At 70.5% G+C, this 23133-nt stretch carries 22 protein-coding genes; 12 read left to right on the top strand and 10 right to left on the bottom strand.

Going from position 1 to position 23133, the window contains the following annotated elements; translation table 11 throughout:
- Positions 1-26: 26 nt before the first annotated feature.
- Positions 27-794, top strand: coding sequence for a hydroxyacylglutathione hydrolase (gene gloB / locus K244_RS0113960; protein WP_020186898.1), 768 nt, complete (start codon positions 27-29; stop codon positions 792-794).
- The gene (locus K244_RS0113965) at positions 791-1252 is read left to right on the top strand and encodes a cupin domain-containing protein (RefSeq protein WP_020186899.1); all 462 of its coding nucleotides are present in this window, start codon (positions 791-793) and stop codon (positions 1250-1252) included. Before gloB ends, K244_RS0113965 begins: the two co-directional genes overlap by 4 nt.
- Here K244_RS0113965 and K244_RS0113970 read toward each other — a convergent pair.
- On the bottom strand, positions 1238-2125 hold the full coding sequence (locus tag K244_RS0113970; RefSeq protein WP_036305805.1) for a DMT family transporter: 888 nt from the start codon (positions 2123-2125) through the stop codon (positions 1238-1240). The two genes, K244_RS0113965 and K244_RS0113970, sit on opposite strands and share 15 nt — an antisense overlap.
- A gap of 73 nt (positions 2126-2198) precedes the next feature.
- Here K244_RS0113970 and K244_RS0113975 point away from each other — a divergent pair, with 73 nt between their 5' ends.
- A complete protein-coding gene (locus tag K244_RS0113975) occupies positions 2199-3113 on the top strand; it encodes a hypothetical protein (RefSeq protein WP_020186901.1) in 915 nt (304 codons plus the stop codon).
- Between the two features lie 36 nt (positions 3114-3149).
- Here K244_RS0113975 and phbB read toward each other — a convergent pair whose 3' ends face one another.
- Positions 3150-3872, bottom strand: a complete 723-nt coding sequence (gene phbB, locus K244_RS0113980; protein ID WP_020186902.1) for an acetoacetyl-CoA reductase — start codon at positions 3870-3872, stop codon at positions 3150-3152.
- Positions 3873-3968: 96 nt separating this feature from the next.
- The gene (locus K244_RS0113985; protein ID WP_020186903.1) at positions 3969-5150 is read right to left on the bottom strand and encodes an acetyl-CoA C-acetyltransferase; all 1182 of its coding nucleotides are present in this window, start codon (positions 5148-5150) and stop codon (positions 3969-3971) included.
- 323 nt (positions 5151-5473) lie between these two features.
- Here K244_RS0113985 and phaR point away from each other — a divergent pair, with 323 nt between their 5' ends.
- Positions 5474-6073 carry a polyhydroxyalkanoate synthesis repressor PhaR gene (gene phaR, locus K244_RS0113990; RefSeq protein ID WP_020186904.1) on the top strand — a complete coding sequence of 200 codons (600 nt, stop codon included), beginning with the start codon at positions 5474-5476 and terminating at the stop codon, positions 6071-6073.
- An 85-nt stretch (positions 6074-6158) separates the two neighbouring features.
- On the opposite strand, the gene K244_RS0113995 is transcribed toward phaR, so the two are convergent.
- Positions 6159-8009, bottom strand: a complete 1851-nt coding sequence (locus tag K244_RS0113995; RefSeq protein WP_081761485.1) for a M3 family oligoendopeptidase — start codon at positions 8007-8009, stop codon at positions 6159-6161.
- Positions 8010-8175: 166 nt separating this feature from the next.
- Between K244_RS0113995 and K244_RS0114000 the strand changes: the two genes are divergently transcribed.
- The 3 genes from K244_RS0114000 (at position 8176) to K244_RS0114010 (ending at position 13905) form a co-directional block, all read left to right on the top strand.
- On the top strand, positions 8176-9666 hold the full coding sequence (locus K244_RS0114000) for a sigma-54 dependent transcriptional regulator (protein WP_020186906.1): 1491 nt from the start codon (positions 8176-8178) through the stop codon (positions 9664-9666).
- A gap of 80 nt (positions 9667-9746) precedes the next feature.
- Positions 9747-11756: a L,D-transpeptidase family protein gene (locus K244_RS0114005; RefSeq protein ID WP_155931758.1), complete on the top strand. Its 2010-nt coding sequence runs from the start codon at positions 9747-9749 to the stop codon at positions 11754-11756.
- A 319-nt stretch (positions 11757-12075) separates the two neighbouring features.
- Complete coding sequence (locus K244_RS0114010; protein ID WP_020186908.1) at positions 12076-13905, top strand: DUF882 domain-containing protein; 1830 nt, start codon at positions 12076-12078, stop codon at positions 13903-13905.
- Positions 13906-13980: 75 nt separating this feature from the next.
- Here K244_RS0114010 and K244_RS0114015 read toward each other — a convergent pair whose 3' ends face one another.
- From K244_RS0114015 to K244_RS0114025, 3 genes are all read right to left on the bottom strand, one after another.
- The gene (locus tag K244_RS0114015) at positions 13981-14238 is read right to left on the bottom strand and encodes a DUF2312 domain-containing protein (RefSeq protein WP_020186909.1); all 258 of its coding nucleotides are present in this window, start codon (positions 14236-14238) and stop codon (positions 13981-13983) included.
- A gap of 152 nt (positions 14239-14390) precedes the next feature.
- Positions 14391-14693 carry a DUF1244 domain-containing protein gene (locus tag K244_RS0114020; RefSeq protein ID WP_024816508.1) on the bottom strand — a complete coding sequence of 101 codons (303 nt, stop codon included), beginning with the start codon at positions 14691-14693 and terminating at the stop codon, positions 14391-14393.
- Between the two features lie 59 nt (positions 14694-14752).
- Positions 14753-15580: an N-formylglutamate amidohydrolase gene (locus K244_RS0114025; RefSeq protein ID WP_020186911.1), complete on the bottom strand. Its 828-nt coding sequence runs from the start codon at positions 15578-15580 to the stop codon at positions 14753-14755.
- Positions 15581-15679: 99 nt separating this feature from the next.
- Here K244_RS0114025 and K244_RS0114030 point away from each other — a divergent pair, with 99 nt between their 5' ends.
- The 4 genes from K244_RS0114030 to pyk are packed head-to-tail and all read left to right on the top strand — an operon-like array spanning position 15680 to position 19935.
- Positions 15680-16594: a DMT family transporter gene (locus K244_RS0114030; RefSeq protein WP_020186912.1), complete on the top strand. Its 915-nt coding sequence runs from the start codon at positions 15680-15682 to the stop codon at positions 16592-16594.
- The gene (locus K244_RS0114035; protein ID WP_020186913.1) at positions 16591-17886 is read left to right on the top strand and encodes a glycerate kinase; all 1296 of its coding nucleotides are present in this window, start codon (positions 16591-16593) and stop codon (positions 17884-17886) included. Before K244_RS0114030 ends, K244_RS0114035 begins: the two co-directional genes overlap by 4 nt.
- Before the next feature lie 55 nt (positions 17887-17941).
- Positions 17942-18502 carry a DUF1036 domain-containing protein gene (locus K244_RS22025; RefSeq protein WP_020186914.1) on the top strand — a complete coding sequence of 187 codons (561 nt, stop codon included), beginning with the start codon at positions 17942-17944 and terminating at the stop codon, positions 18500-18502.
- The gene (pyk, locus tag K244_RS0114045) at positions 18499-19935 is read left to right on the top strand and encodes a pyruvate kinase (protein ID WP_024816509.1); all 1437 of its coding nucleotides are present in this window, start codon (positions 18499-18501) and stop codon (positions 19933-19935) included. Before K244_RS22025 ends, pyk begins: the two co-directional genes overlap by 4 nt.
- A gap of 57 nt (positions 19936-19992) precedes the next feature.
- On the opposite strand, the gene K244_RS0114050 is transcribed toward pyk, so the two are convergent.
- From K244_RS0114050 to ykgO, 3 genes are all read right to left on the bottom strand, one after another.
- Positions 19993-20979, bottom strand: coding sequence for an alpha/beta hydrolase (locus K244_RS0114050; protein ID WP_020186916.1), 987 nt, complete (start codon positions 20977-20979; stop codon positions 19993-19995).
- On the bottom strand, positions 20979-21659 hold the full coding sequence (locus K244_RS0114055) for a tetratricopeptide repeat protein (RefSeq protein ID WP_020186917.1): 681 nt from the start codon (positions 21657-21659) through the stop codon (positions 20979-20981). The genes K244_RS0114050 and K244_RS0114055 overlap by 1 nt, the downstream gene beginning before the upstream one ends.
- Before the next feature lie 118 nt (positions 21660-21777).
- Positions 21778-21903 carry a type B 50S ribosomal protein L36 gene (gene ykgO, locus K244_RS0114060; protein ID WP_020186918.1) on the bottom strand — a complete coding sequence of 42 codons (126 nt, stop codon included), beginning with the start codon at positions 21901-21903 and terminating at the stop codon, positions 21778-21780.
- Positions 21904-22177: 274 nt separating this feature from the next.
- Between ykgO and K244_RS0114065 the strand changes: the two genes are divergently transcribed.
- Positions 22178-23068 carry a CoA ester lyase gene (locus K244_RS0114065; protein WP_020186919.1) on the top strand — a complete coding sequence of 297 codons (891 nt, stop codon included), beginning with the start codon at positions 22178-22180 and terminating at the stop codon, positions 23066-23068.
- Positions 23069-23133 lie beyond the last annotated feature (65 nt).

Here is a 23133-nt window from a genome sequence, read left to right on the forward strand (position 1 = left end):
TGATCCCCAAAGTTCGCGAGTCCCGCATGCCCGCAGAATTCGTCCTGATCCCCTGCCTCTCCGACAATTACGCGGTGTTGATCCGCCACGGCGCGAGCGACACCACCGTGCTGGTGGACGCGCCCGAAGCCGGCCCGATCCTGCGGACGCTGCAGCTGAAGGGATGGGACCTCACCCACGTGCTGATCACCCACAAGCACCCGGACCACATCGACGGCCTGCCGGGGCTGAAGGCGAAATACCATCCGCGGGTGTTCGGGCCCGCCGCCGAGGCCGACGCCATCCCCGGCCTCGACTTCGGCATGAGCGAGGGCGACGTCGCAGAGATCGGCGGCTTCCGCTTCGAGGCGATCGAAACGCCCGGGCACACCAAGGGCCACATCGTGTTCCACGAGCCGAACGAGGGCTGGCTGTTCGCGGGCGACACGCTGTTCGTCATGGGCTGCGGGCGGCTGTTCGAGGACACGCCGAAGGCGATGTGGCGCTCGCTGTCCAAGCTCGCCGCGCTGCCGGCCTCGACGCGGGTCTGGTGCGGCCACGAGTACACCCTGTCGAACGCGAAGTTCTGCGCGTCGATCCTCCCGCAGGATCAGGCGATCGCCGAGCGGCTCGCCAAGATCGAGGCGGATCGCGCCGCCGGCAAACCGACCGTGCCGACGACGATCGGGGCGGAGAAGGCGACAAACGTCTTCCTGCGCGCCGGCGAAGCCAAGGTCGCCGCGGCGGTGGGCATGGACACGGGCGATTCGGCCGCGGTCTTCGCCGAACTCCGCGAGCGAAAGAACCGGGGATGACCGGGCTCGATGGCCTTTCGGCGAGCGAGGTCGTCCGCAAACTCGGGCTTCAGCCGCACCCGGAGGGCGGCCATTTCCGCGAGACGTTCCGCGACCCCGCGACCGACGCCGCCGGACGGTCGCGCTCGACCGCGATCTACTTCCTGCTCGGCCTCGGCGAAGTCTCGGCCTGGCACCGGGTGGACGCGGTCGAGGTCTGGCACTTCTACGCGGGCGCGCCGCTGGCGCTCACGCTGTCGGCCGACGGCCATGACGCGCAGGCGCACCGGCTCGGACTGAACCTCGGAGCGGGCGAGGCGCCGCAGGTGGTGGCGCCGGCGGGCTGGTGGCAGGCGGCGGAGTCGCTGGGCGCCTGGACGCTGGTCGGCTGCACGGTGGCGCCGGGGTTCGACTTCGCGGGCTTCGAACTCGCCCCGCCGGACTGGCGCCCGACGCCCCGGCCCTCAGACCGCGGCTGACGAGGACTTGCGTCGGTCGCGGCCGCCGAAGGTCGCGACCAGCGCGCCCGCCACGATGAGCCCGCAGGCGACGGCGAGCGCCGGGGTGCCCTGCGCGTAGCCCGCCGCGATCAGCAGCAGCGTCGAAAGCAGCGGCGCGGCGTAAGACAGCACGCCGAGCAGCCGCACGTCGCCGCGCTTCATGCCGACGTCCCAGACGTAGAAGGCGAGGCCGACCGGCCCGAGGCCGAGGCCCGCGACGGCGGCCCAGGCGAGCGCGCCCTGCGGCCAGACGGTCGCCTCGAAGGCGATATGGCAGAGGGCTGCGAGGAGCGCGGTGGCGAGGCAGAAGCCCGCGACCGCCTCGGTCGGCGTCGTCTGGAACAGCCGGGACGCCACCGAATATCCGGACCACAGCAGGGCGCAGGCAAAGGCCGCCGCGTAGCCCGGCGCGTAGGCCGCGTCGAAGCCGAAGCCGCCGGAGCGGCCGCCGATGATGAGCGCAGCGCCGCCGAGGCCGAGGAGCGCGCCCAGGACGTGGCGAAGGCGCAAGCCGCCGCCCGGCAGGAAGGCCGACAGGAGAACGATGAGCAGCGGCCACAGATAGGCGATCAGGCTCGCCTCCGCCGGCGGCGCGAGCCTGAGCGCCCCGAAGTAGCAGGCGTGGTAGCCGAACAGCCCACCGACGCCGTGCAGCCACACCGGCCACGGCTGCCGCAGGGCGGCGAGCCCGCCGGGCCGGCGCGCGGCCACGGCGAGGCCCACCGCGCCGCCGATCGCGAAGGTCAGCGCCGTCATCAGGAACGGGGGAACGGCCCCGCTCGCGGCGGTCAGCGTCGCGAGCGAGGACCAGAGCAGGATGGCGAGGGAGCCGACGAGGGTGGCGCGGGTCATGGCGAACACAGTTTGTAAGGAGCGAGCCAGGGGGCTTAGATGAAGCGCCAATCAAGGTTATCGTTCGTCGACCATGAGCCACGCTGAATTCATCATCGCCTTCAAGGGACCGGCGGTCGACGATGGACGTATCGACGTCCGCGACCTGGCGCCAGCGCTTCTATCCCTTGGGCGCTCGATCGATGCGGCGAACCTCGCGATCAATGGCGAGCGTCACCCCGTCAAGGTCGACGTGCGGGCGCTCAGCGCCGGCTCGTTCGAAGTGCTCATCGACGTCAGCCTGTCAGGCTGGGAGAGCGTCAAGTCGCTCCTCGTGAGCTCCGACGTCGAGACCGCCAAAGCCCTTCTGGAATGGCTCGGGCTGCTCGCAACCGGCTCGGCTTCGCTGATCGCGCTCTACCGCTGGCTCGCCGGGCGGAAGCCCGATAATGTCGTGAGAGCGCCCGGTGGGTCCGTGACCATCCATGCAGGAGCGGAGAGCATTACGGTTCCGATGGAGGTCCTCCGGCTTTACCGCGACATCGCTGTGAACCGCGCGCTTGGCGAGATGCTTGATACGCTGAAGAACGAAGCGCTCGACGCCATCGAGTTTCGCGACCCTCACTCGCGGCGCGCTGTCGAAATCCTGACGCGCGAGGACCGTCCAGCGTTCGAGTTGCCGCGCATCGAGGACGAAACGGTCATCGACGATACGCGCCAAATCGCGCTTTCGATCCGAAGTCTGGCCTTTCAGGAGGGCAACAAGTGGCGGCTGTTTGACGGTCAGAACGTCATCACGGCCACAATCGAAGACAAGGAATTCACGTCGAAGGTCGACCGCAGCGCCATCCGGTTCGCCAAGGGCGACATATTGATCTGCGAAGTGCGGAGCATTCAGATGCAGACCGCCGAAGGCCTGAAGTCGGAGCACTTCGTCCGGAAGGTGATCGAGCATCGGCCGGCTCCGACACAGATCCCTCTGCCGCTGGATCTCGACGGTCGGGATTGAGACTGGCTCCAGCCTCAATCCCGACGCGGCGGGCGATCAGGTGATGTACTGGCCGCCGTTGATGGTCAGCGTCGAGCCGGTGACGAAGCCGGCCTTGTCGCCGGCGAGGTAGACCACCGCCTCCGCGATCTCGTCCGATTCGCCGAGGCGGCCGACCGGGATCGTCGCGATGATGCTCTCGCGCACCTTCTCCGGCACCGCCATCACCATCTCGGTCGCGATGTAGCCAGGGGCGATCGCGTTGACGGTGACGCCCTTCTTGGCGTTCTCCTGCGCGAGCGCCTTGGTGAAGCCGATCACGCCAGCCTTGGCCGCGGAGTAGTTCGCCTGACCCATCTGGCCCTTCTGGCCGTTGATGGAGGTGATGTTGATGATGCGGCCGAAGCCGCGCTCGCGCATGCCGTCGATCACGGGCCGCGTCATCGTGAACATCGAGTCGAGGTTGGTGCTGATGACCTCGCGCCACTGCTGGAAGGTCGACTTGTGGAACATCGAGTCGCGGGTGATGCCGGCGTTGTTCACCAGCACGTCGATCGGCCCGACCTCGGCCTCGACCTGGGCGATTCCGGCCGCGCAGGCGTCCGGGTCGGCGACGTCCCACTTGAAGACGGCGATGCCGTGCTCGGCCTTGAAGGCGTTCGCCTTCTCGTCGTTGCCGGCGTAGGTGGCGGCCACGTTGTAGCCCGCCTTCTTGAGCGCGATCGAGATCGCCTCGCCGATGCCGCGCGTGCCGCCGGTGACGAGCGCCGTCCGTGCCATTTCAGCCTCCCAGGAATCCAGACAGAGTCCGGGCGTTGTCCCCGCCCGTGAAGGAATGAGGCCGGCCGCGCGCAGCCGGCCGAAGAGCGGCGCGGCTCAGTCGCGCGCGACCGTCAGCGCGATGCCCATGCCGCCGCCGATGCAGAGCGTGGCGAGGCCCTTCTTGGCGTCGCGCTTGATCATCTCGTGCAGCAGTGTGACCAGCACGCGGGCGCCCGACGCGCCGATCGGGTGGCCGATCGCGATCGCGCCGCCGTTGACGTTGACCTTCGAGAGGTCCCAGCCGAGGTCCTTGTTCACCGCGCAGGCCTGCGCGGCGAAGGCCTCGTTGGCCTCGATCAGGTCGAGGTCGGCCGCCGACCAGCCCGCCTTCTCCAGCGCCTTGCGCGAGGCCGGGATCGGGCCTGAGCCCATCACCGCCGGGTCCACGCCGGCCTGCGCCCAACTGACGATGCGCGCAAGCGGCTTCAGGCCCTTGGCGGCGGCCTGCGCGGCCGAGGTCACCACCAGCGCCGCGGCGCCGTCGTTGATGCCCGAGGCGTTGCCCGCGGTGACGGTGCCGTCCTTCGAGAAGGCCGGGCGCAGCTTCGCCATGGATTCGAGCGTCGCGCCGTGGCGGATGTACTCGTCCTGGTCGACGACGATGTCGCCCTTCTTCGACGCGATCGTCACGGCCACGATCTCGTCCTTGAACCTGCCGGCCTTCTGCGCCGCCTCGGCCTTGTTCTGCGAGGCCACAGCGAACTCGTCCTGCTGCTCGCGGGTGATCTGCCACTTCTCGGCGACGTTCTCGGCGGTGGCGCCCATGTGGTAGCCGTTGAAGGCGTCCCAGAGGCCGTCCTTGATCATCGTGTCGATGAACTTGACGTCGCCCATCTTGGTGCCGGACCGCATGTGCGCGGCGTGGGCCGACTGGCTCATGCTCTCCTGGCCGCCGGCCACGACGAAGACGCTGTCGCCCTGGGCGACCGCCTGCGCCGCCAGCGCCACGGCGCGGAGCCCCGAGCCGCACACCTGGTTGATGCCCCAGGCCGCCGCCTCGATCGGGATGCCCGCGCCGATAGAGGCCTGGCGCGCCGGGTTCTGTCCCTGCGCGGCGGTCAGCACCTGGCCGAGGATGGTCTCGGAAATCTCGCCCGGGTCGACGCCGGCGCGCTCGAGAGCCGCCTTGATCGCGATCTTGCCGAGCTCATGGGCCGGCAGGGAGGCGAGCGATCCGTTGAAGGAGCCGACCGGGGTGCGCGCGGCGCCCACGATGACGACGTCGGTCTCTGCCATGATCTTTCCTCCGGTCCTGTCGGAAAAGAAGCGTCGCCGCCGCGAGAAGCGACGGCGTCGGGTTGCGTTTATCGGTAGCCCCGCCGCGTGGCGTCAAGACGACGTCCGTCGATCCGCCCGTGTTTGAGCCCAAAGAACTATGCGGGGATTGGCGCGCCTGCGTCATTAGCCGTGCTGGCGGCGTATCGGCCTCGCACTGCACAAAAATCTGGCCGCCGCCCTATTTTAGCCTTATCGTCCCAATGCCTCGGCGGGCCCTGAGCCGTGTCGCGCCGCGGGAGGAACGTCGTAAAAAGCCCGGGAAGGGCGGAGATGTGCGCGCTATGTCGAGTACGACCGATCCGATCACGATCAAGAAATACGCCAATCGGCGCCTGTATAACACGGGCACCAGCACGTATGTGACGCTCGAAGACCTCGCCGCGATGGTCAAGAAGGGCGAAGACTTTCATGTGGTCGACGCGAAGAGCGGCGACGACATCACACACCAGGTGCTGACGCAGATCATCTTCGAGCAGGAGAACAAGGGGCAGAACCTGCTCCCGATCACCTTCCTGCGGCAGTTGATCCGGTTCTACGGCGACAGCGTGCAGAGCTTCGTGCCGAAGTATCTCGAGCTGTCGATGGCGGCGCTGACCCGCGACCAGGACAAGATGCGCTCGTCGATGGGCGGGTTCGGCGCGGCCGCGCCGTTCCAGTCGGTGGTCGAGGAGCAGATGCGGACGAACGTCGCGATCATGGAGCGCGCGTTCCGCATGTTCACCGCCTTCCCCGGCCAGACCGAGGGCGCGGCGGCGAGCGCCGAGCCGGCGGCCCCGGCCCCCAGGGAAGAGAAGTCCGCGGCCGAGCTCGACGACCTCCGCCGCGAGATGGCCGAGATGCGCGATCGCCTCGATCGGATGGCGACGCCCGCGAAGGGCTGAGCCCCCCGGACGGGCGCTCCGGCTCACGCGCCCTGCGCCGATCAAAAAGCCGCGGCTCTGAAACGAGCCGCGGCTTTTTTCATGGTCAGGCGGCCGAGTCTTCCAGCGCCTCAAGCTCGGCGATCATGCGCTCGATGAGGCCGAGGCCGGTCTGCCAGAACGCCGGGTCGCGGGCGTCGAGGCCGAACGGCGCCAGCAGCTCCGGATAGGGCTTGGCCCCGCCCGCCGACAGCAGCGCGAAGTAGCGCTCCACGAAGCCCTCCGACGCGTTCTCGTAGACCGCGTAGAGCGAGTTCACGAGGCAGTCGCCGAAGGCGTAGGCGTAGACGTAGAACGGCGAGTGGATGAAGTGCGGGATGTAGGTCCAGAACACCTCGTACCCCTCGCCGATCCGGATCGACGGCCCGAGGCTCTCGGTCTGCACGTCGAGCCAGATCTCGTTGAGGCGCTCCGAGGTGAGCTCGCCGCTCCGCCGCTCCTCATGCACCTTCCGTTCGAAGGTGTAGAAGGCGATCTGGCGGACCACCGTGTTCAGCATGTCCTCGACCTTGGAGGCGAGCATCGCCTTGCGCTGGGCCGGCTCCGTGGTCTTGGCGAGCAGCGCGCGGAAGGTGAGCATCTCGCCGAACACCGAGGCGGTCTCGGCCAGCGTCAGCGGCGTCGGCGCCATCAGCGGGCCGTTCGGCGCGGCCAGCACCTGGTGGACGCCATGGCCGAGTTCGTGGGCGAGCGTCATCACGTCCCGCGGCCGGCCGAGATAGTTCAGCAGCACGTAGGGGTGGGCCGACGGCACGGTCGGGTGCGCGAAGGCCCCCGGCGCCTTGCCGGGGCGGGTCGGCGCGTCGATCCAGCCCCGCTCGAAGAAGCGGCCGGCGATCTCGGCCATCTCCGGCGCGAAGCCGCCGTAGGCGCCGAGCACGGTGTCGCGGGCCTCGTCCCAGGGGATCGTGCGGGTCGGGGCGGTCGGCAGCGGCGCGTTGCGGTCCCAGTGGTTCAGCGCGTCCATGCCGAACCACTTCGCCTTCAGCTTGTAGTAGCGGTGCGAGAGCCGCGGATAGGCGTCGCGCACGGCCGAGACCAGCGCGTCCACCACCTCGCGCTCGACGCGGTTGGCGAGATGGCGGCTGTCGGCCACGTCCTCGAACCCGCGCCAGCGGTCGGAGATCTCCTTGTCCTTCGCCAGCACGTTGGTGATCAGCGTGAAGGTGCGGACGTTCGCCTTGAAGGTCTTGGCGAGCGCGTCGGCGGCGACCTTGCGGCGCTCAGGCGCCGGGTCCTGCAGCATGTTGAGCGTGGGCTCGAGCGTAAGCGTCTCGCCGTCGATCTCGAAGCGGAGCGCCGCCATGGTCTCGTCGAACAGGCGGTTCCAGGCGCCGCGGCCCGTGACCGACTTCTCGTGGAACAGTTGCTCGACGCGATCCTCGAGCTGGTGCGGCCGCTCCTTGCGCACGTCGTCCAGGAACGGGCGGTAGCGGGCGAGCTGGGACTCCGCGAGCGCTCCGTCGATGACCGCGTCGTCCAACCGGTTGAGCTCGAGCGTGAAGAACAGCAGATGCGACCAGACGGTCGTCAGCTTCTCCTGCACGTCGCCATAGAATTTGGAGCCCTTGGGATCCGTGGTGTCGCCGGCGTAGACCAGGCTGGCATAGGAGGCGACGCGGCCCGTCAGGTCGTCGAGCGCCTCATAGGCCTTCACGACCTCCACCAGACGGCCGCTCGCCGCGAACTCCCCGAGCTTGCCCTTGTAGGCCGCCTCGAAAGCTTGCGCTTCGGTCTCGGCGCGGGCGAGGTCGGCGGCGACCTCCGGGCTGTCGAGGCCGGGATAGAGGTCGGCGAGGTTCCATTCGGGCAACGACCCGAGGGCGGCTGAAACTGTGGACAAGGGCAAGCCTGCTCGTTCGTGGGGGACCCGGACGGCGCGCGCCCGGCGGCGCATGGTCGCCAATGATATCGCAAGCGGGTCGTCGCCGATCAATGGCGCGGCGTGCGGCGAACGCGCTTCGCGGCGAATACGCGTTTCGACTTAAGCGGCCATTTACCCTGAGCGCGGATGCTCGCCCGGTTCGGTTTTGATTTTCCTCCCGGTTCCGCGAAAGCTCCGTATGAGCGCAACGATCCTCATCGTCGACGACGATCCGGTCCAGCGCCGCCTGCTCGAGGCGCAGGTCCGACGTTTCGGCTACGAGGCGCGGACCGCCGAAGACGGCGCCGGCGCGATCGAAGCGCTGACGCTTCCGGGCGCGGCCTACGACCTCATGTTCCTCGACCTCGCCATGCCCGGCATGGACGGCCTCGCCGTGCTGGAGCGCATGCGCGAGCTGGGCTCCCCCACGCCGGTGATCGTGCAGACCGCGAACGGCTCGATCGAGGCCGTGGTCACCGCCATGCGGGCGGGCGCGGCCGATTTCGTGGTGAAGCCGGTCGGCCCCGAGCGGCTGCAGATCTCGATCCGCAACGCGCTGCGCGCCGACGCCCTCGAAGGCGAGATCCGCCGGATCGGCCGCCGGGCCGCGGGCACGCTGAGCTTCCGCGACCTTCCGACCCGAGCGCCCGCGATGGCCGAGGCGGTGCGCATCGGCGAACGGGCGGCGGCGTCCCACATTCCGGTGCTGATCGAGGGCGAATCGGGCGTCGGCAAGGAGCTGTTCGCCCGCGCCATCGCCGGCTCCGGCGACCGGCGCGGCAGACCCTTCGTGGCGGTGAACTGCGGCGCGATCCCAAGTTCCCTCGTGGAGTCGATCCTGTTCGGCCACGAGAGGGGCGCCTTCACCGGCGCGATGGAGCGCCACGTCGGCAAGTTCGCCGAAGCCGACGGCGGCACGCTGTTCCTCGACGAGATCGGGGAGTTGCCGCAGGACGCGCAGGTCAAGCTGCTGCGCGCGGTGCAGGAGGGCGAGGTCGACCCGGTCGGCGCCAAGCGTCCGCTCAAGGTCGACATCCGCGTGATCTCGGCGACGAACCGGGACCTGTTCGCCCGCGTGCGCGAGGGCTCGTTCCGCGAGGATCTCTATTACCGGCTAAGCGTCTTCCCGGTGAAGGTGCCGCCGCTGCGCGCCCGGCGCGCGGACGTGGCCGACCTCGCCCGCCGGTTCCTGGCGCGCTTCGCCGCCGAAGAGAACCGCGCGGTGCGCGATCTCAGCGCTCAGGCGCTCGGCCTGCTGGAGCGCTACGACTGGCCGGGCAACGTGCGCCAGCTCGAGAACGCTGTGTTCCGCGCCGTCGTGCTGGCGGAGGGCGACGTGCTGCGCGCGGTCGACTTCCCGCAGATCGCCGCCCTGCTCGGCGCCGCGCCGGAACACCTGGCCGAAGAGCCGCCGCCCTCGCTCGCCCGGGATCTCGCCGAACCGGAGCTCGAGCGCCGGCTCGATGCGCCCGCGCTGCCGCTGTTCGACGCCGACGGGCTGCTGCGCCCGATCGAATCGCTCGAGCGCGACGCGATTCGCTACGCCATCCGCCATCTCGGCGGCCAGATGACCGAGGTGGCCCGCCGCCTCGGGATCGGACGCTCGACCCTCTACCGCCGACTCAAGGACCTCGGTCTCGAGACCGAATGTGGCGGCCGGGACACGAGCGACGACGAAGCCGTCGCCTGAGGCGCCGGACCTGATGCTGACGATTGAACCGCGCCGCGCCGACGCTCATGGTCGGCCGGCTTTACGGGGGAAGTGACGCCATGATCACCAGCGCTGACCGCGGACCGAAGACGGCTCCGACGCCCAAGCGCGCCTGGCGCGCCGCCGCCCTCGGCGTCAGCCTGTCGGCCCTGACCTTCGCGGGCGCTCTGGCGCAGGCGCCGGGGACGACCGCCGCCGTCGCCACCCCGGAGGCCGCCCAGACGCCGGCGCCGACGCCGGTGGTCCCCGACGTCACCGGTTCGGTCGACGCCGCGGGCGAAGCCAAGGACGAACCCGCCGCGGCGAGCGCGGTCCCCGACGCCGAACAGGCCGCGCCGGCCACCCCCGGCCCGGTCGAGGCGATCCATCCGACCGACCCGCTGCAGACCGCGGTGACCGCGCTGCTCGCCACCGACGGCGCCGGGCAGAGCCTCAAGATGCCGGCCGGCGACCGCGCAGCGCTGATCGCGTTCTACGCCGCCCGCAACGGCTCGCCGCTGTGGCTCGCCGACAGCCGCTTCACGCCGCAGGCCGACGCGGCGCGCGCGAAGATCGCCTCCGCCGCCGACGACGGGCTCGATCCGAAGCGCTATGCGCTGCCGAGCTCGCCGGCCTCGTCCGAACCCGCGGTCGTGGCGCGCGCCGACGTCATGCTGTCCGCGGCGGCTCTCGCCTACGCCCGCGAGGCTTGGGGCGGCCGCGTCAACCCGACCACGATCTCCCGCTCGATCGGCGCCGGCGCCCCGCGCTTCGACGCGGCCGCGGCGCTGGTCGCGATCTCGGCCTCCGCCGACGTCGCGACCACACTCGACGGCTTCAACCCGCCGCACGCCCAGTTCCAGGCGCTGCGCAAGCTGCTGATCGCCAAGCGCGCCGAAAGGACGGAGGCTCCGAAGCAGCCGCTGATCCTCGAGGGCAAGCTGTTGAAGCCCGGCGTCGAGGACGAGCGCGTGCCCGTGCTGCGCGCACGGCTCGGCCTCGCCGAGCGTCCGGGCGACCTGATGTTCGACGACGCGCTCGCCGAGGCGCTGTCGGCCTTCCAGAAGACGAAGAAGCTGCCGGTCTCGGGCCTCGCCAACCGCCAGACCATCCGCGCCCTGAACGCCGAAGGACGCGGCGCCGATCCGACCGCCCTGCTCGTCGCCAACATGGAGCGCTGGCGCTGGATGCCGCGCGAGCTCGGCGCGAAGCACGTGTTCGTCGACGTGGCCGCGTTCGAGCTGCACATCATGCAGGATGGCCGCTCGATCCACGACACGCGCGTGATCGTCGGCAAGGACACCAACCAGACGCCGCTGTTCTCGAACGCGATCGACCACATCGTGGTCAACCCGTACTGGAACGTGCCGACCTCGATCGCCGTCAAGGAGATGCTGCCGCAGCTCCGCCGGGATCCGAACTACCTCGCCAACCGCGGCTACGAGGTCGTCGTCAGCGACGGCAAGAAGACCCGCGTCGTCGGCGCCGGTTCGGTCGACTGGAGCGGCAACCTGCGGAACGTGCGAATCCGCCAGCCGCCAGGGGAGCGCAACGCGCTCGGCAACATCAAGTTCATGTTCCCCAACGATTACGCGGTCTACCTCCACGACACGCCGCAGCGGAACCTGTTCAAGCTCACAAGCCGGGCGCTGAGCCACGGCTGCGTGCGCGTGAACGAGCCGCTGCAGTTCGCGGACGCGCTGATCGGCGACCAGGGCTGGAGCGGCGAGAAGCTCGGCAAGCTGGTGGGCGGCAAGGAGCGGCGGGTGAACCTCGCGACGCCGATCCCGGTGCACCTGACCTACTTCACCGCCTGGGTGAGCGCCGACGGCGCGCTCCAGACGCGTTCCGACTTCTACGGCCAGGACCCACGGCTCAAGGCGGCCCTGAACGGCGAGCCGCTGCCGCCGCTGCCGCAGGCGGCGCCGGTCGTCGCCATGCCGAAGCCCGAAAAGCCGGTCCGCCGCACGACACCGCAGCAGGCTCAGGAGCAGCAGGCCCAGATGGCCGAGCAGGCGCCGGTCCAGCGCCCGCGGACCTTCGGGTCTTGGCTGTCGAACGTGTTTGGCGATTCGTCGCGGAGACCGTGAACCAAAAGCGTCCAAACGATGAACCAGCCGCGGTTTCGGCGCCCTAAAGGCTTTTGCGACTAGCTTTTGCCCGATTCCGCGGCTAACAGGACACACACAAGGGGTTCGGGGGCTCATTTCATCGCGCCTGGTTCATGTCGCATTAACCAGTTCCGCAGAGACTTTGTTGATCAAGTGCTGCGTCGTCGCCCCCGCGACGGCGTCACAGGCGATCTATAAGAGTCAGGCCGGTTCATTGTCCGAAGCGAAAACGTCTCGACGCACCGCCCTCCGCCGCGCAAGCCGTGGCGTAAGCGTTGCACTCCTCGGAGCCTTTGCGTTGATCGCGGGCTCCGAAGGCACCCAGAACGCTCAGGCGAACGGCGACACCCGGACGCTGACGCTCTACCACACCCATCGCGGCGACCGGATCACGGTCACCTTCAAGCGCGACGGTCGTTACGACGCCAACGGACTGAAGCAGCTCAGCTACTTCCTCCGCGACTGGCGCAACGACAAGCAGACGCGCATGGAGCCGAAGCTGTTCGACATCGTGTGGGAGGTCCACCGCGAAGTCGGCCGCGGGCAGATGATCAACATCGTCTCGTCCTACCGCAGCCCCGAGACGAACGCCTATCTCCGCGCCAACTCCCGCGGCGTCGCGAAGTTCAGCCAGCACATGCTCGGCCGCGCGATGGACTTCTACATCACCGGCGTGCCGGTCTCGTCGGTGCGCGAAGCCGGCATGCGGCTGCAGCGCGGCGGCGTCGGTTTCTACCCGACCTCCGGCCGGCCCTTCGTCCATCTCGACGCCGGCTCGATCCGCGCCTGGCCGCGCATGAGCCGCTCGCAGCTTGCCCGCCTGTTCCCCGGCGGCAAGACCGTCCACCAGCCCGCCGAAGGCGGCCAGATGCCCGGCTATCAGGTCGCGCTGGCCGAGCTGAAGTCGCGCGGATCCGTCTCGGTCGACGAGGCCTATTCGGGCGGGTCGTCGTCGAGCGGCAAGAGCTTCTTCGCCCGCCTGTTCGGTTCCGACGAAGGCGACGAGGCGGACACCGCCCCGACCGTGGTCGCGTCGGCTCAGCCCGCGACCCGCGGCCGCGCGGCCGCCGCCTCCTCCGCCCCGCAGCGTGGCGGCGACGACGAGGAGAGCGCGGCGCCCGCCGCCGCTCCGGCCTCCGCGCCGCAGGTTCGCATGGTCGCCACGCGCGTCCCGGTTCCGACGCCGCGTCCGGCCGACTTCGCCCGCGCCGCCCAGCCGGCGATCGTCGTCGCCGCGGCCGCCGTGCCCATGCCGCCGGTCGCCCCCGCCCGCGCCGCGGTCGCCGCGAAGCCGGCGCCGGAGGCTCCGATCCAGGTGGCCCAGGCCACGGTCCCGACGCCGCCCGCCGGCCCCGACATGGTGTGGCGCTCCGGCGCCCAGTCGGTTCGCGGCGCTCAGCCGACCGCCGAGGCCGGCCTCGCCGCCGTCTCGTCGATCCCGACGCCGCGTCCCCGCCCCGCCGCGCCGCAGAGCGCGGTGGCGGTCCTCGCCGCGATCCCGACGCCGACCCCGGTCGAGCGCCAGCCGCGCCAGATCGACGCCGCGACCGCCAGCGCCTATCAGGCCGAGGCGACGATGCTGCCGCCGCTGCCGGACGCCTTCCTCTCGAAGCGTCAGGCGCAGCCGGAGATGACCCTCGCCTACGCCGCGCCTCAGGCCACCGCGCCGCAGCCGACCGACAACCGCTCCCGCGCCGCGGCCGCGCCGCAAGCGCAGCACAAGGTCCCGGCCCCGGTCGTCGCCGCCGACCCGAACGTCCGCGTGCTGTCGCCGGACTCGACGCCCGCCGCGGTCTACGCCGCCGCCACCGCCGTTCGCCGCGCGGTCCTGCCGGCGCCGGCCGAGCCGATGGTCAGCGCCCGCCTCGAGGACGCCGTCCGCGTCGCCGTGAGCGCGACGCCGGCCCTGCGCGACGCCGACGACGCGACCTTCGTCCATCCGGACCAGACGCACGTCGCCGGCCTCATGACGGCTCCCACCGCGGCGCTCGTCGGCGGCTTCGGCGCCGATCCGAGCCACGGCGCCCGCGTCGACCGGTTCTCCGGCTCGTCGGTGATGCTTCTCAAGGTGCAGTCCTTCGCCCCGGCGGGGTCCAGCACAGCGAGCCTCGCCCGCTCCCGCGGCTGAGGCCTCTTAAACGACAAACGAAAAAGCCCCGGACGGCGACGTCCGGGGCTTTTTCGTTTGGACCTGCGAGGTCGCTCAGGTCGTGGGCATGCCCAGCGCCTGGAGATAGAGGTCGAGAATCGCCTCCATCTCGGCGCGCTCGTCCGCGTCCTGCTTGCGCAGCGAGATCACCTTCCGCAGCACCTTGACGTCGAAGCCGTTGCCCTTGGCCTCGGCGTAGACCTCCTTGATGTCGTCGGAGATGCCCTTCTTCTCCTCCTCGAGCCGCTCGATGCGCTCGACGAAAGCGGTCAGCTGATCCTTGGCGATATCGTCCGGATTGACCGTGCTCACATGCCTCTCCTCGAAATTTGGAGCGTTCGGTTCGCAGAACCGCGCCCGGCCGTCAAGCCGGGAGCCATGCGCCGCCCAAGGTTCTTCCGTCCCCCTTCCGATCGCCGGACGCAACCGTCCGACGATCGCGCGACGGCCACGGCGCGCGGTCGTCAGTGCTTGGAGCGGGCGTCGAAGGCGGCCTGCTGGTCGGGCGTCGCCTCGCTCTGGAAGCGCGCCTTCCACTCCTCGTAGGGCATGCCGTAGACCGCCTCGCGCGACTGCTCCTTGGTCACGTCCAGGCCGCGGGCGTCAGCGGCGTCCTTCATCCAGTTCGACAGGCAGTTCCGGCAGAAGTTCGCGAGGTTCATGAGGTCGATGTTCTGCACGTCGGGACGGTCGCGCAGGTGCCTGACCAGCCGGCGGAACACCGCCGCCTCGAGCTCGGTCACGGTCGCGGCGTCGACGCCCGGCAGGTCGGACGGCGGCAGCCGGGTGAGGTCCACCTTGGGGGCGTCGAGCTTCGGAGCGTCGGTCATGGAGTTCTCCTGCGCGTGTCGGTGCGCGAGCCGAAGTGGGTGATCCGCCGCATCTCGGGCCGATCGAGGATCGGCGGCAGCAGCCGCGCGAACCGGGCGGCCCAGCCGGCCTGGCCGGCCTCGTCGGCCACGAGGTCCTGCCGCAGCTCGACCAGCACGTGCGGCAGGCCGCGCTCGGTGCCGTGGCGGTGCATGGTGTCGCCCTTCAGGGCGCCGTCGTAGGGCTCGTTGTCGCCGACGACGAGGTCGCCCTCTGCTTCAAGCGCGGCGAGCAGGGGCTTGGTCAGCCGGTCGTCCCGGTCCCAGAGCAGGCCCGCGTGCCACGGCCGCGGGCGGCCCTTCCAGGCCGGCGTGAAACTGTGGAGCGCGATCACGACAGGCGTCTCGCCGGCGTCGATCATGGCGTCGATCCGCGCCGTGACCGCGTCGTGATAGGGCCGATGGTAGCGGTCGAGACGTCGGCGGACCTCGGCGGCGTCGACCCGCGCGTTGCCCGGCACCACGGCGCCGTCGGACAGCCGCATGACGAGCGTCGGGTCGTCCTCGCCGCGGTTGGGGTCGATCACCAGCCGCGAGGTCGTCGACAGCACGGCCGGAACGCCGAGCGTTTCCGCCAGTCGCAGCGTCACCCCCCGCATGCCGATGTCGTAGGCGATGTGCCGGTCGAACTCGGACGGCGGAAGCCCAAGGTCGCCGAGCTCCGGCGGCACGCGGGCGGAGGCGTGGTCGCACAGCAGCAGCAGACGGGCGTCGGGACGGCCCTCGACGAACTCGAACGCGGCGTATTCGTCTTTGGTGGCGGGCGAAAATGGGTCGCAGAGCATGGTCCGGACGACTGTAGTGACGCGCGCCCGTCGATGCCATAGGAAGGGCCGCCCGTCCCGCCGGACGGCGCCGCCAACGACGAAAAGACGCCGGAGAGGATGACGACCATCGGGGGAACGGCGGACATCCGCGGGGAGCCGCTCGCCGGGGCCTATGCGGCGCTGCTGCTGGGCGCGCTCGCCATGGGCGCGTCGCCGATCCTCGTGCGCCTCGCCGAGGTCGGTCCGTTCGCGAGCGCGTTTTGGCGAGTCGCGACCGCGCTGCCGCTGCTGTGGGGCTGGAGCCGGCTCGAGCAGCGCGGCGACGCGAAGCTCGCCCGGGGGTTCACGAAGCCCGTGGCGCTCGCCGGCCTGTTCTTCACCGGCGACCTCGTGTTCTGGCACCTCGCGATCATGAACACGACGGTCGCCAACGCCACCTTCTTCGCCACCACCTCGCCGATCTGGGTCGTCGTGTTCTCGGTGCTGCTGCTGCGCGAGCGCGTCGCGGGGCCCACGCTGCTCGGGCTGGCGCTGGCGCTCGCGGGCGGCGCGGCGCTGATCGGCGAGAGCATGAGCGTCGATCCGGCGCGCCTCGCCGGAGACCTCTACGGCGTGGTCACCTCGGTGTTCTTCGGGGCTTACTTCCTCGCCGTCAGCCGCGCCCGGCGCAGCCATGGCTCGGGCCGGCTCATCTTCCTGTCGTCGCTGATCACCGCCTCGGCGCTCGGCGCGATCGCCCTGGCCTTCGAGGACCGGCTGCTGCCGGCGAGCCTGAGCGGCGCCGCAGCGCTGCTCGCGCTCGGGATCGTCAGTCACGCCGGCGGCCAGGGGCTGCTCGCGGTCGCGCTCGGGCGGCTGCCCGCGACCTTCTCGTCGCTCGTGATCTTCCTCGAGGCGATCGCCGCGGCCCTGCTCGGCTGGGCCGTGCTCGGCGAGCGCCTCTCCGCCGTCCAGGCCCTGGGCGGCGTCGTCATCCTGCTCGGTATCTACGTCGCGCGACCGCGCGCCGTTCCTGTGGAGCCTCATCCATGACGCCAGACGAACGCCGCCAGCTTCTCCGTCGCGCCTTCGACGCCGGCGTCGCGGCCGCACACCCGGCCGTGTGCATCCCCGCGCACCTCCCGGCCCCGCCGAAGGGCCGCGTGATCGTGCTCGCCGCCGGCAAGGGCGGCGGCGCCTGCGCCGAAATCGCCGAGAAAGTCTACCGCGAGCAGTACGGCCTTGGGCCGGACCGACTGATCGGCCTCGCCGTGACCCGCCACGGCCACGCGCGGCCGACCGAATGGATCAAGGTGATCGAAGCGGGGCACCCCGTGCCGGACGCCGCCGGCCTCCAGGGCGCGGCCGACACGATCGCGCTCGCCGAACAGGCTGGTCCGGACGACCTCGTGGTCGCGCTCATCACCGGCGGCGGCTCCGCCAACTGGGTCGCGCCGGCGGCCGGTCTCGACCTCGCGGTCAAGCAGGGCACGACCAAAGCGCTGCTGCGCTCCGGCGCGCCGATCGACGCCATCAACACCGTGCGCAAGCACCTCTCGCGCATCAAGGGCGGCCGCCTCGCCCGCGCCGCTTACCCCGCCAAGGTCGTGACGCTCGCGATCTCCGACGTGCCGCGCGACGACCCCTCGGTCATCGCCTCCGGCCCCACCGTGCCGGACGCCTCGACGCTGGCCGACGCCCGCGCGGCGCTGGAGCGGTACAAGGTGACGCCGCACCCGGACGTGGCGCGGGCGTTGTCGGACCCGGCGAACGAGAGCCCGAAGCCGGGCGACGCCGCGTTCGAGCACGCGAGCTTCACCGTCGTCTCGCGTCCCGCGGACGCGCTGGCCGCGGCGATCAAGACGCTCGAGGACGCGGGCGTCGAGGTGCGGGTGGTCGGCGCCGACCTCGAGGGCGAGGCGCGCGAGGTCGCCGCCGAGCACGCCGCGATCGCGCGCGGGCTCGAAGCGCTGGCGAGGCCGGTGGCGCTGATCTCGGGCGGCGAGCTCACCGTCACCATCCGCGGCCAGAACGGGCGCGGCGGGCCGAACCAGGAGTACGCGCTGGCGCTGGCGCATGCGCTCAGGGGCGTCTCGGGATGGGCCGCGCTCGCCGGCGACACCGACGGCGCGGACGGCGGCGGCGGATCGCCCGAGGACCCGGCCGGCGCCGTGGTCGATCCGGGCACGCTCGAGCGCGCCGACGCCAAGGGTCTCGATACCGCCCACTTCCTGGCGGAGAACGACAGCACCGGATTCTTCGAGCAGACGGGGGACGGGCTCTACACCGGCCCGACGTGCACGAATGTCAACGACCTGCGCATTCTGCTCGTTGACAGCGTTTAACCATCACCGCACAAAGCGCCCCTGACGCGTCGCAACGCCAGCGTTCCCCCGCCGTATGACGATTCGCTTTCCAGAATGCCCGCGCGTTCAGCGCCGTCTCCCGCATCTCGCGGTCGCAGTCGGCGTCGTCGCGGCGGGCGTTGTGGCGGCGGGGGCGGCGCAGGCGGACTTCCGCCTCTGCAACAAGACCGACAGCCGCATCGGCGTTTCGATCGGCTACAAGGACAAGGACGTCTGGTCGACCGAGGGCTGGTGGAACGTCTCCGCCAACTCCTGCGAGACGCTGCTTCGGGGGCCGCTGGCCGCTCGCTTCTACTACGTCTACGCGATCGACTACGACCGCGGCGGCGAATGGAACGGCAAGGCTTACATGTGCACCCGCGGCAAGGAATTCACAATTCGGGGGATCGAAGACTGCCTCGCGCGCGGTTATGACCGTTCCGGATTCTTCGAGATCGACACCGGCGAACAGAGGAGCTGGACGGTGCAGTTGACCGAACCGACCGCGAGGGCGGCCGACCCGGCCCAGACCCAGCCGGCCCCGCGCGCGGCCGTTCCGCCCGCCGCGACGAACGGCGCCAGCGCCGGCGTCCTGCTGGGCGCTGCGGTCCGATGAGGCGGCTGCGACGCGTCAAGATTCTGGCGACCCTTGGACCGGCATCATCGACGCCCGAGATGGTCGAGAAGCTGTTCCGTGCGGGAACCGACGTCTTCCGCATCAACATGAGCCACACCAGTCACGACCGGATGCGCGAGCTCGTGCAGACGATCCGCGACGTCGAGGACGAGGTCGGCCGCCCGATCGGCATCCTGATCGACCTGCAGGGCCCGAAGCTGCGCGTCGGCAAGTTCGCCGAGGGCGCCGCCATGCTGAAGGCGGGGCAGAGCTTCACGCTCGATTCCGACGAGACCCCGGGCGACGAGAACCGCGTGCGCCTGCCGCATCCGGAAATCCTCGAGGCGCTTGAGCCCGGCCACACGCTTCTGCTCGACGACGGCAAGATCCGCCTCGTCGCGCGATCCTGCACGCCGACGTCGACGACCGCCGAAGTGGTCGTCGGCGGCCGCCTGTCGGACCGCAAGGGCGTCAGCCTGCCGGACACGCTGATCAAGACCTCGGCGATGACGCCGAAGGACCACGCCGACCTCGAGGCCGCGCTCGCGACCGAGAGCGTCGACTGGATCGCGCTGTCCTTCGTGCAGCGGCCGGAAGACATCTCGGAGGCCCGCGACATCATCAAGGGCCGGGTCGGGGTGATGACCAAGATCGAGAAGCCGCAGGCGATGACCCGGCTCGCCGAGATCATCGAGCTGTCGGACTCGGTCATGGTCGCGCGCGGCGACCTTGGCGTTGAGATGCCGCTCGAGAAGGTGCCGGGCCTGCAGAAGCAGATGACCCGCGCCTGCCGCCGCGCCGGCAAGCCGGTGATCATCGCGACGCAGATGCTCGAATCGATGATCACGCAGGCGACGCCGACCCGCGCCGAAGTCTCGGACGTGGCGACGGCGGTGTTCGAAGGCGCGGACGCGATCATGCTGTCCGCCGAAAGCGCCGCCGGCGCCTACCCGGTCGAGGCGGTCGCTATGATGAACTCGATCGCGACCAACGTGGAGAGCGATCCCTACTACCGCTCGATCATCGACGCCCAGCACGCCGAGCCCGAGGCGACGGGCGCCGACGCGATTTCGGCCGCCGCGCGGCAGATCGCCGAGACGCTCGACCTCGCCGCGATCATCTGCTGGACGGCATACGGCACGACCGCGCGGCGCGCCGCGCGCGAGCGGCCGAAGCAGCCGATCATCGCGCTGACGCCGAGCCTCGAGACCAGCCGGCGCCTCGCGCTCGTCTGGGGCGTGCATTCGGTGCTGACGCACGACGCCCACGATCTCGACGACATGGTCGACCGCGGCTGCGACATCGCCAAGGACCAGGGCATCGCCCAGGACGGCGAGCGCGTCATCATCTCCGCCGGCGTCCCGCTCCGGACGCCCGGCGCGACCAACATGTTGCGCATCGCCTACGTCGACGGCGACCACAAGCGCGACTGACGCGGCCGGATCTGCATGTGAGACCCAAGACGGCGCGCCTGCGAAGGGCGCGCCGTCTTACTTTTGAGCGGGCGTCCTCATGGCCAGCGCGTCGATCTCGTCGACCACGCGGTCGGTCGCGCCCCAGTGCGGCATGTGGCCGACGCCGGGAATGACGACCAGCCTGGAGCCCCGGATCTCCCGCGCCAGCGGGCGCGAGTGCACCTCTGGCGCCACGATGCCGTCCTTGTCGGACGTGACGATCGTGGTCGGCACGCGGATGGCGCCGTAGCGCGGCGCCTGGGCGTGCAGGAACGCGTTGAGATCGGTCAGGTCCTGGGCGTTGGCGCGAAACTCCGAAGGCCGCAGGACGAGCTTCGCGTCGGTGCGCTCGACGTAGTCCGGCGGCGTCGGGCGAGGCGCGAACACGCTTGCGATCGCGCGGTCGAAGGTGGCGAGGCCGACGGGGGCGACGATCGTCGCCGCGAACAGGTCGCCGACCAGCGGCGTCGCGGCGACGCTGTTGTACCAGGCGACCCCGCCCGGCCAGGGATGCGTCGCGCCCGAAAGCAGCGCGAGCCCCGACACGTGGTCGGGATGGTCGAGCGCGAGGTTCGTCGCGACCGAGCCCGCCCAGGAATGGCCCACGACGACCACGCGGCCGACGCGGAGCGCCTCCAGCGCCTGGACGACGGCGTCCGCCTGGGCGGCGGGAGAGGCCATCTCACGCCCGCCGAGTCGATCGCTGCGGCCATGGCCCGGACGGTCGACGAGGATCACGCGATGCCGCGCGGCGAGCCGCCGGCCGATCGACTCCTCGAGGTCCTTGAGGTTTCCGCTCGCGCCATGAAGCAGAAGCAGCGTCCGCCCTGAGCCGCGCCCCTGCGGCTCCAGGATGACGACGTTAAGCGCGCCGCCGCGCACCGGCACGCGCAGGGTCTCGGCGTTGGCCTTCGCGGCGAGCTGCTCGCCCCGGCGGGCCTCGACGGCGGACGCGGCGGCCAGCAACGCCGCAAGCGTCAGCGTCGCCGCGACGACGAAGGTCGCCACCTTTCTGGAGCGCATCAGATGGGCTGGCCTTCGACCTTCAGCGTCAGTTCGTCGATCTCACGCTTAAGCCCCTCGGCGGCGGGATAGAGCGCGTAGGCCTTGCGGTAGGCGGCGAGCGCCTTCGCGTCCAGACCGGACTCCTGCAGGATGCGGCCCAGCCCGATCCAGACGCCGAAGTGGCGGGGCTCCCGCAGCAGCGTCTCATGCATGTCGACCATCGCCTGGTCGTAGTCGTTGGCCGCGGCGTGGATCGCCGCCCGGCGGCTCCAGCCCTCGGCGAAGTCCGGCTTGAGGCTGACGACCTCGCCGAGGATCTTCAGCGCCATGCCGGTGTTGGCCTTGCGCTGCGCCTCGAGCGCGCGGGTGGTGAGGAGATCGACCGTGTCGCTGCCGGAGCGCGTCCAGAGCGACTGGACAGCGACCGCGATGCGTTTGGCCGTTTGGGGGTCCTCGGTCTTCGCCAGACGGTCGAGAAGCTCGTCGACCGCCTTGCCGCGCCCGTCGCGCGCGCTCTCGCCGGTCACCGCGGGATCAGCGGCGGGCGGCGACGGCGGGGCCGCCTCGGGCGGGGTCGGAAGGATGGGGGTCGTGGTCTCCGGCGAGCCGTCGAGCGGCGGCGCAGGCTGCGCGGAGGCTCCTGCGCAGCCGAGACCAAGAGCGACCGCCACGGTCGCGAGAAACTGAAAACGCATCATGGCCCGAAGCTTACGCTCCGGACCTGCGCGTCGTCAAAACACATAAGCCTGCAAGACCTGCACGCGGCGCGTGCGCCGCGACGGCGATCCGCAACGAGGCGGAGGCCGTAGAACGCCTTCAGCCCTGGCGGGCCTTGTAGCGCTTCTGGGTCTTGTTGATGATGTAGACGCGGCCCTTGCGGCGCACGATGCGGTTGTCGCGGTGGCGGTTGCGCAGCGACTTCAGCGAGTTGCGGATCTTCATGGCTCTCGTCCTCAAGACGCCGGCCGCGTGCGCGGCGACTTGCGTCGGTCGTGTTCGTGTCTGTCGGGGGCGGACAGGACGCGGATCGGCCGCGACCACGGCGACCGCCGGTTCGGGCCGCCTTCTAGTCGGACGCGGGGCAATTTGCAAGGCCGGACGCGCGGTCTCCTCCGTCGCCCACGCCATCTCGCACCTGCGAAAGGCGAGATTGTCCGCGCGGCGCGCCTGTGGTCTAGGGGTCGTCAAAGACAAACAGAAAAAGGGGGATGCGGACATGGCCTCGGACCTGCGTCTGCGCCGCAGCGTGCTCTACATGCCGGGCTCCAACCAGCGCGCGCTGGACAAGGCCAAGACCCTCCACGCCGACGCCCTGATCCTCGACCTCGAGGACGCCGTCGCGCCCGACGCCAAGGACATCGCCCGCGAGCAGGTCTGCGCCGCCGTGAAGGCCGGCGGCTACGGCGACCGCGAACTCATCATCCGCGTGAATGCGCCGCAGACGCCCTGGGGCGAGGCCGACCTCCACGCGGCGATCGAAGCCAAGCCCGACGCGATCCTGATGCCAAAGGTCTCCTCCCCCGCCGTGCTGGAGAGCATCGCAAACCGCCTCGAAGCGCTCGACGCGCCGGAGAGCGTGAAGATCTGGGCGATGATCGAGACGCCAGCGTCGATCCTGAACATCCGCGAGATCGCGGCCTCCCGCCGCCTGCTGCCGGGCGCCCGCCTCACCTGCCTGGTGCTCGGCACCAACGACCTCGCCAAGGACACCTGGGCGCAGATCGTGCCCGGCCGCGTGCCGATGCTGCCGTGGATCATGCTGGCGCTCGCCGCGGCCCGCGCGGAGGGCCTCACCATTCTCGACGGCGTGTTCAACGACATCGCCGACGTCGACGGCTGCCGCACCGAGTGCCGCCAGTCGCGCGACCTCGGCTTCGACGGCAAGACCATCATCCATCCCGACCAGATCGAACCCGCCAACACCAGCTTCGCGCCGACCGACGAGGAGGTCGCCCGCGCCCGCAAGGTGATCGAGGTGTTCGACGAGCCAGAGAACGCCAAGCGCGGCGCGATCAAGATCGACGGCCGCATGTACGAGCGCCAGCACATCGGCATGGCCCGCCGCGCCGTCGCCTGGCGCGAGGCGATCGACGCGAAGGGATACTGACGGCGCTCTCGCTCTGCAGGTCCGCGCGAAGCCGACAGTGGCTCCGCGCCTGCGGCTTGCGGATC

The organism is Methylopila sp. 73B, from assembly GCF_000526315.1.
In the GTDB taxonomy this organism is placed as follows: Bacteria; Pseudomonadota; Alphaproteobacteria; order Rhizobiales; family Methylopilaceae; genus Methylopila.